This is a genomic window from Legionella wadsworthii DSM 21896 = ATCC 33877 (genome assembly GCF_000701265.1).
In the GTDB taxonomy this organism is placed as follows: Bacteria; Pseudomonadota; Gammaproteobacteria; order Legionellales; family Legionellaceae; genus Legionella; species Legionella wadsworthii.
In genome coordinates this window covers 607,857-616,363 of record NZ_KL370759.1, presented here as the reverse complement: position 1 = coordinate 616,363, position 8,507 = coordinate 607,857, and the positions used below count along the sequence as shown (strand labels likewise).

Here is an 8,507-nt window from a genome sequence, read left to right as displayed (position 1 = left end):
GATAAGCTGTGGATATTAAAAATAAAGCTTTGATTTATTGTAGACAAGGCACCTTAAAATCAATATTGTCTTTCAAGTAAATGAGCTATTTTAGGTTTGATTTTATTACCTGTTTGGAGAGTGCGAATTAGGAAAAAGAAATGATCTCAAAAATTTTTATTGTTACAGGAATTATTTTACTTCTTATTGGCTTATTTTGGCCCTGGATAAAAAAAATAGGATTAGGCAAGTTGCCCGGGGATCTAGTCTTTCAAAAAGGAAACTTTTCTTTTTATTTTCCGATCACAACCTGTATTTTAATCAGCATCATAATCAGCATCATTTTATGGTTTTTCCATAGATAATCATTGATAGTACCCATTGACAAGCATTTATTAAGGATGATAAAAACATCACACCCAAAACTGATTGGCAATAATAATGATTAAATTCTATACAATGCTTTTAATGGTTTTATTTGCTGTAACAAGTTTTGCTAACCCATGCATCAGCACGAAGAGAAGTTGTTTAAAACTTAAAAACCTACATAATCAAACAGCTAAAATTGAATGTAATTGGCTCAATGAAGTGATCTCCGCACCTCACTCGCAAGGTTCAACGCAACTGGATTTAAGTTATGGAGATGGTCTAGGCGCTCCAGAACCGCGGCAACTTTCTTGTAAATTAGCCATTGGCTCAACCAAACAAGTTTTTCTATTCCAAAATCCATATTGGGGATCATTAATTGAGTTTAATCTGCTCTCAGGCCAACAACTTGAAGTCCATATAACAGATGGATGGAGTTCAAGAGATACTCAATATACATTTATTTGGTAAATCCCATCTTCAAGCATCCGCTATCAAACGAAAACGGAGCTCAAAAGCTTCTCAAGTTTCTGTGCTCCAGTCTTCATACCAAAGGAATACTCATTAGATTATCCCAAGGGATTCTGACGATAAAATAGAACTAATAATTGATAAATATCAGGATAATGGTCCTTTATTATGGATGGCTTTTCAAAAAACAATTCCGAAAAAACAGCAAAAAATTCTGCCGGAGAGGTAGTGGCATAGGTATCAATTGGAATAAATTCCTCTTGTTCCATGCGGTGGACTAAATCATGATAACCTTCATTGAATATCTCAGACCAATAGGACGCAGACATCCCTTTATGGAGAGGAGGAAATCCATTTGCTTTGCCATTGAGCATATCCAACTTATGGGCAAATTCATGAATAACGACATTTCGGCCATTCATTCGTCCATGATGCAAGGCATCATCCCATGAAATAATAACTGGCCCTTGTTCCCAAGATTCTCCACTTAAATAAGAAATTCCCAAATGCTCCACGCCAAACTCATCAATTATCTTACTTTCATGAGAAAAGGATCCGGGATAAAGAATCACTGAAACCCAGCCATCATACCAATTTAAACCAAGATGCAGGATTAAAAGACAGGCTTGAAGGGAAATTGTTAGTTTGATGCCCGTGGTAATTTGCAGATTCTCTGCACCCTCCAAAGATTTATAGTGTAAAAATAAAATAGCCAGTTGTTGCAACTTTAATTTTTCTTGTGCATTCAAACGGTTCAGTAAGGATAGATTTTGAAAAGCTTCATGCCACTCATCCGGGGTAACAGTGGAATTTTTTATAATATGCGCATGTCTCCATTGTTTTAACCAATGAAACATTTAAATCCTTTTATTAATGATTTAGTCAAATTAACATCCTTAACCCATCCTCTCCAAGAAGATGACCTTCTACTTGAGATAGATTTTCATTTTTTGCATCACTATTAAAATGCATCGAATCATTTCTACACAAGACGAAAGTAGTTAAATTAGAGTATATAATAGGTTTTCCCTCAGATTGTATTAATGCATGAATTGCTTTAAATTCAGGCTGATTTAGTATGTGAACCAAAGCCAAACCCGAGGTGGTTGTAGTGTAAAAACTATAACTGTTTCGATCACGCTGCAGGACAATAGCCAAAATATCTCTAAGAATAAAACTCATCTGCTCTTCGGTAAATTCCTCCCTTTCCAAACCTGTTTTTATATTAGAAATTAGACTACCTTTTTTACCCTGCTTACTTTTATCGGTCATTGTTTCATTAATTTTTTCTATTAAATTCAATAGAATTTCTTGGGTTAGAGGGGTTTTTTCTGTAGTCACATAAGTACGCTCTGGTTCTACTTTTAAACATAAATTCAGAGGATCTTGAGCGTTGGGATGTATCAGATCACGGTGCGTTTTATTTAGATAGGCTGCGGTATTGGAAACTGTTATTTTTGAACAATCCTGAGAATGTAATGCTCTGCTTTTAGGAATAATATTCAGGATAATCCGTGATAAAACATTGGTCCACTTCTCCCGCTCCCGTTGAAATTCATTTAGTATTTCAGTTTGGGCAACGTTCTCTCCTGATTGGGTAATACTTCCTACCTTACTCAAGAACTGATACATGATTGCCCTGCTCAATTTTCTAATGACAGGGATGACATCGATTCCATAATATTTTAGTTGCGCCTCATCGTTTTCTTTATTCACATCCTGAAATGCTTTTAAATGAGCGCCTAAAATAACTTCTTCTCTTACAAGGCAACCTTTAGGATAAGTAGGTCTTATTGGTATATGGAAGTAGGAAAGAACCTTATCTAACCACTCTCCTGTATCATCTCCCACCTCAAGATAAGGATAAAGAGTTTCAACATAATTTAAATTTTTAGAGGCAGATAAATCCATAGATCGATTGGTCAATGTGGCTTTAAAAAAATCTAAAAAAGGAGTGAATAGTAAATTACCTGGAACTGGATCCAAGAGTAATAAATTCGTTTCTAAATGATATCGGTCAATATGAGCTAATTTAATCGCTGATCCAATTGCTGCTATACCGCCTCGGCTTAAACCGATGCCATTGAATTTCACTTTGTAACCCAGTTTGATTAGTTTCAGAATCACTGCGACCACTTGATCGCCCTGTTCCTCTATTCCGGCACCAAGTAAAAGTCCTTTGGTACCATAATCCACCCCACATCCATTAAAACCCATTTTAAAATGAGTTGTATTAGGGTGTTCTGTAACTTGATTGGCAGAATAGATACGAATCCCTTCGCAATCCTGAAACAAAACCTGGTGCAAATGCGTATTCGAGGTTTCAATACTATAGATTGTTCCTTCAAATATCGCGGTTAGGGTGATTTCTTTCATAGAGTGAAATCTCTTACAGACAGACAGCATAGTGAAGTATTCTAGCAACTTAAACTTTGATGAGCAATTAACAATCAATTAAAAGACTTTGTTTTATAAAGGAATTTACTGAAAATGTCTTTTTAGAATATTTCACAACCATTTACCCCCTTAATGCTCGGAACCATTCCATTGGCCAAGTAACAGTTCCAGCCCTATGCTGGATCCTAGGTTATTTAATTACACTAAGTTTATCGGATGCTTCTGTTTCCCAGGGCATATCGAATAAAGTTGGGTTCAACATTTTGAAATGCAGTAGGCAACAGTGTTTTTTTGCATCGTATATAATGTCCTTCAGTGAAGACTTAACTGATCATCTCTAATTCATATCGTATTTTATTTGTACTAGAATAATCAATATACTCATCAAAATGAACATAGATGGAGCTCAGGAGAGATATATGGAAATAAAAACCTTTCAATACTTTAAAAGTAAAGGTTGGAGTGTTGATGAATTTCCGGATATGGATTCAGAAAATACCTTGATTCTTATTTTCTCTGCACCAGAATACTTGGAGAATCAGGAACCAATAATTCAATTGGCTAATTTTTATTCGAAATCCAAAATTATCGGATGCTCAACAGCTGGAGAAATTCTTGGTAATAACTTGTTCGATCATAGTATTACGGTGGCTGTGATTCAATTTGCTAAAACATCGTTAAAGATAGCAAGAGCCCAAGTGGGTCACCATAATGATTCTAAAAATACTGGTCAATTAATCTCGGAACAATTAAAAGCTAAAGATTTGCATAGCATTTTTATCCTGTCTGATGGGCTTAACGTGAATGGTTCTGAGTTAGTAAAAGGATTAAATACCTCTAATATCAATCGTTTGATTATGACTGGCGGATTAGCTGCGGATGGTAGCGATTTCCAAAAAACATGGACTATTTTAAATAATAAAATTCTAGACCATTATGTAGTCGCTGTGGGTTTTTATGGTTCTAATATTCATGTTGGCCATGCTTCAAAAGGCGGATGGGATATTTTTGGTCCTGTTCGTAGAATTACCCGTTCTGAATCTAACATTTTATACGAGCTTGACTACCAGCCAGCGCTGCAACTGTATAAAGAATATTTAGGGGAAAAAGCTGCCGAACTCCCTTCTTCAGGATTACTTTACCCTTTAGCGATTAGTAATCCAGATGAACAAGATACCCAACTTGTACGAACAATACTTGCAATTGATGAAAAAGAGCAATCATTAGTCTTTGCAGGAGATATTCCAACGGGATGGTACGCACAATTAATGCGCGCCAACTTTGATAGATTAATAGAAAGCGCAAATGAAGCGGGACTCCTTGCTAACCAATTAATGTTGGAAGACAATCTAGATAAACTGGGGCCAGTATTGGCAATTGATATTAGCTGCGTAGGTAGAAGACTTCTTTTAGGGGAACGAACGGAGGAAGAAATCGAATCTACCCTGTCTGCTTTGCCAAGAGGCTCGACGCAAATTGGTTTTTATTCCTATGGTGAATTATCCCCTTTTTCTGTTGGTAATTGTGAATTACATAACCAAACCATGACAATTACTACGATTTATGAGACGTAAAATCATTAAGAGAGATTTATGGAACTTCATAAATTATTAAAGAGACAATTGGAACGCTTGAATATTGATCCGGATAACAAACCAGAAACGAATGAGCAATGGGTAAACCTTATTCAGCGTATTAATAATACTTACTACGGTGTCGATCAGGAGCGGTATCTGCTTGAACGTTCTATGAATATTTCTTCTCGGGAAATGATGGGCCTTAATGAAAAACTTGAAATGGCCCAGCACATTGCCGGATTAGGATATTGGTCTTATGATGGCATCACTGAGCGAGTCATCTGGTCCAAAGAATTATTTAACCTTTTTCATTTGGACCCTAAAGAAAAGCCCCCTCTGTTGAAAGAGTTTCTAGAATTTGTCCATGAACAAGACCGTTTTGAGTTAGTTGATAAAATAGAACGCGCTTTAGAAAAAAAAATTGATTATGAATGTGAGATACGCGTAAAAAATCACAAGGGTGATTACCGCTGGTATCGAGTCATAGGACAATGCCGGGATGGTGCGAAACAACTTGAAGGTATTGTGATTGATATTCATAAAAGTAAAACAGCTGAAGAAAAAATCAAAGAATTAAATCAGCAAATTTCTTCTACAGCGCGAAGAGCAGGCATGGCTGAAGTCGCAACCACAATTTTGCACAATATTGGTAATATTTTAAATAGCTCTAATGTTTCTATTTCTTTTTTAAAAAATAGTTTTTCACAAGATTACCATAAGAAATTGGTTAAGGTAATGCAAATGCTGGAGCAGCATTCTACTGACCTAACTGAATTTTTAACGCAGGATCCAAAAGGCAAAGTGATACCACAATATTTACTGGCACTTGCAAAAATTATTTCAGAAGAAAATGAAAAAAACAATATGGAAGTGAATAACCTTCAAAATGATTTGCGTCATATCAATGAGATTGTGAACACACAAAAATCGATTAGTGGTTTATCCAGTATGAATGAAAAAATTTATCTTCCCGAACTTATCGATACTGCTGTAAATATGACGATGAGTACCTCTAAAAACGGTCGCATCCACATCATCAAAGATTTTCAACCAGCGCCGATGGTTCATGTGGATAAATCCAAGCTATTGAATATTTTGATTAATTTAATTCAAAACGCAAAGGAATCGGTACAGGAATACACGCGCTCACCCATTAAAGAAATTCATTTAATCATACGAAAAAAAGAAAAAAATTTAGTACAAGTCATTATTCAAGATAATGGTATTGGAATCGATACTGAAAATTTACAAAGGATTTTTGCATTTGGATTTACAACAAAAAAGGATGGCCACGGGTTTGGCTTGCACAGTTCTTCTTTATCAGCCCGTGAAATGGGTGGTTCTCTTTTAGCTGAGAGTCCGGGTGAAGGGCAAGGTGCCCGCTTTATATTAAACTTACCTATTTTCCAAAATGTAGATGAACAAGGAGATCATGATGAATGATATATCGTTACATATTATGATTATTGATGATAATCCTTCAATTCATCAGGATTTTATTAAAGTATTAGCGACCTCAAATAGTAAATCGGAACTAAATCATTTAGACAAACAGTTATTTGATGATGAATCCCCCTTGGAAGAATCATGTAGAGCGGATATTGATTATTATCTGCCGAAGTTTGTTTTTAATACTGCGTGCCAAGGGGAAGAAGCAACTAAAAAAATTCAAAAAGATCTGGATGAAGGCATTCATTATGCTTTAGCTTTTGTTGATATCAGAATGCCTCCAGGTTGGGATGGTATAGAAACAATCAAGCATATGTGGAAAATTGATCCAGATATTCAAGTGGTGATTTGCACTGCCTATTCGGATTACAGTTGGGAGGAGACGGTAAAAGAATTAGGCATGGCTGATAATTACCTTATTTTGAAAAAACCTTTCGATGTCGTTGCGGTGAGACAGCTGGCCTGTGCATTGACAAGAAAATGGATTTTAGCGAATGACTCGAAACATCATGAGCAAGTATTGCAAAAAACTGTTGAGGAAAGAACTGAATCGCTGCAACAATCCTTGTCCCTTTTAAGATCAACCTTTGAATCCTCTGCAGATGGAATCCTGGTGCTGGATTTGTACAATAAATTGATCGACTGCAATTCTAAATTTATTTCTATATGGAACATTCCCTCTTCCATGCAGGAGACGAATGACGGAAATATTATTTTGTACTATATGCTCAATCAGATAATGAAACCCCAGGAATATTTGGACCATATTGAACATCTTAAAATACATATAGATGAAATCAGTCGAAAAATAGTGAATTTTAAAAATGGAAAAATACTGGAATGCTATACCCTGCCCCACAGGTTAAATGAGGAAACCATAGGTAGGGTTTGGAGTTTTCGTGATATAACAGAACAAGCAAATCTTGAGAAACAGCTTAAATTCCAAGCACTCCATGATCCCCTCACTCAGCTGCCTAACCGAGCGTTATTAATTGAAAGAATACAGGACAGTCTTGCATATGCAGCAAAAAATGAGACACAGTTTGCCATTATGTTTTTTGATTTAGACAGATTCAAATTAATTAACGACAGCTTGTCCCATGAAGTGGGGGATCAATTATTGCGCATGGTGGGACAGCGTTGGTCTCAGCTAATTCGTAAAGAAGATACCTTGGCTCGAATTGGCGGGGATGAGTTCGTGATGATCTGCCATATTACAAAAAATGAAGATGTTGCAGTTATTGCAAGCAAAATTTTAGAATCGATGAGGGAGTCATTTAAAATAGCAAACCGAGAGATTACTATAACCACAGCAGTAGGGATAAGCACTTATCCAAAAGATGCAGAATCCGCCAATGATTTATTAAAAAATGCGGATTTAGCAATGTATCAGGCAAAAGAACGTGGAGGAAATCAATATTCATTTTATTCGTGTCAACTCCATGAATATACAAATAAATGCTTTAAACTGGAATCGGATATACGCAATGCCATAAAGAATAAAGAATTTTTTTTACTATATCAGCCCCAATTTAACTTGGACAAAGAAAATTTACTTTCTGTAGAAGCATTAATTCGATGGAATCATCCAGAAAAAGGGCTTATGCTGCCTTTAGATTTTATTCCTTTAGCGGAGGAAAGCGGATTAATAATCCCAATGGGTGAATGGATTATTAAGGAAGCCTGCCGGCAAATCAAGGCCTGGCATGAAAAAGGATTACCGTATATCCGAGTTGCTATCAATATTACGACACGTCAATTACAACATCCAGATTTTGTTTGCTGGGTTGAAAAAATGTTAATTGAACATTCGATTAATCCTCAATATATTGAATTCGAAATTTCAGAAAATGTCGTAATCACCCATAGTGATATTGTGAAAACGCTGAACCAACTCAAACAATTAGGAATACAAATTGCATTAGATGATTTTGGAACCGGTAACTCCAGTATTAATTACTTAAAACAACTTCATATTGATTGCCTCAAAATTGATCAATCATTTATTCAAAATATTTCCGCTTCCCGCAGTGATGAAGTCATTATTGAGGCGATTATCTCAATGGCTCGCAGTTTTAACTTCAAAGTTTTAGCTGAAGGAGTGGAAAGTCAAAAACAATTAGATTTTTTAAAAAAACAACATTGTGATGAAGTGCAAGGCTTTTTTTTCAGTAAACCTTTAACATCAAAAGGGATAGAAAAGTTTTTAAAACAGCGTCATTAATCTGGTAAAGTCATCTGGTATCACCCGCCCATAGGCGGGATTAA

7 protein-coding genes are annotated in these 8,507 nt (G+C 35.8%); 5 read left to right on the top strand and 2 right to left on the bottom strand.

Annotation, left to right across the window (positions count from 1 at the left end; genetic code table 11):
• The first annotated feature begins 140 nt into the window (after positions 1-140).
• Positions 141-344, top strand: coding sequence for a DUF2905 domain-containing protein (locus tag BU07_RS0108810; RefSeq protein WP_031565281.1), 204 nt, complete (start codon positions 141-143; stop codon positions 342-344).
• 76 nt (positions 345-420) lie between these two features.
• Positions 421-816 (top strand): hypothetical protein, encoded by a 396-nt coding sequence (locus tag BU07_RS0108805; RefSeq protein WP_031565279.1) that lies wholly within the window; start codon positions 421-423, stop codon positions 814-816.
• Between the two features lie 98 nt (positions 817-914).
• On the opposite strand, the gene BU07_RS0108800 is transcribed toward BU07_RS0108805, so the two are convergent.
• Positions 915-1,673 (bottom strand): M90 family metallopeptidase, encoded by a 759-nt coding sequence (locus BU07_RS0108800; RefSeq protein ID WP_031565277.1) that lies wholly within the window; start codon positions 1,671-1,673, stop codon positions 915-917.
• Positions 1,674-1,698: 25 nt separating this feature from the next.
• Positions 1,699-3,192, bottom strand: a complete 1,494-nt coding sequence (locus BU07_RS0108795) for a hypothetical protein (RefSeq protein ID WP_031565275.1) — start codon at positions 3,190-3,192, stop codon at positions 1,699-1,701.
• Between the two features lie 440 nt (positions 3,193-3,632).
• On the opposite strand from BU07_RS0108795, the gene BU07_RS0108790 reads away from it, so the two are divergent.
• The 3 genes from BU07_RS0108790 to BU07_RS0108780 are packed head-to-tail and all read left to right on the top strand — an operon-like array spanning position 3,633 to position 8,463.
• Positions 3,633-4,787: an FIST signal transduction protein gene (locus BU07_RS0108790; protein WP_031565273.1), complete on the top strand. Its 1,155-nt coding sequence runs from the start codon at positions 3,633-3,635 to the stop codon at positions 4,785-4,787.
• An 18-nt stretch (positions 4,788-4,805) separates the two neighbouring features.
• Positions 4,806-6,233, top strand: coding sequence for a sensor histidine kinase (locus tag BU07_RS0108785; protein WP_031565271.1), 1,428 nt, complete (start codon positions 4,806-4,808; stop codon positions 6,231-6,233).
• The gene (locus tag BU07_RS0108780) at positions 6,226-8,463 is read left to right on the top strand and encodes an EAL domain-containing protein (protein WP_031565270.1); all 2,238 of its coding nucleotides are present in this window, start codon (positions 6,226-6,228) and stop codon (positions 8,461-8,463) included. Before BU07_RS0108785 ends, BU07_RS0108780 begins: the two co-directional genes overlap by 8 nt.
• Positions 8,464-8,507 lie beyond the last annotated feature (44 nt).

Coding starts and splice junctions, on each gene's coding strand:
- BU07_RS0108790 (WP_031565273.1), top strand. CDS start 3,633: ATGGAAATAAAAACCTTTCAATACTTTAAAAGTAAAGGTTGGAGTGTT.
- BU07_RS0108780 (WP_031565270.1), top strand. CDS start 6,226: ATGAATGATATATCGTTACATATTATGATTATTGATGATAATCCTTCA.
- BU07_RS0108795 (WP_031565275.1), bottom strand. CDS start 3,192: ATGAAAGAAATCACCCTAACCGCGATATTTGAAGGAACAATCTATAGT.
- BU07_RS0108800 (WP_031565277.1), bottom strand. CDS start 1,673: ATGTTTCATTGGTTAAAACAATGGAGACATGCGCATATTATAAAAAAT.
- BU07_RS0108785 (WP_031565271.1), top strand. CDS start 4,806: ATGGAACTTCATAAATTATTAAAGAGACAATTGGAACGCTTGAATATT.
- BU07_RS0108805 (WP_031565279.1), top strand. CDS start 421: ATGATTAAATTCTATACAATGCTTTTAATGGTTTTATTTGCTGTAACA.
- BU07_RS0108810 (WP_031565281.1), top strand. CDS start 141: ATGATCTCAAAAATTTTTATTGTTACAGGAATTATTTTACTTCTTATT.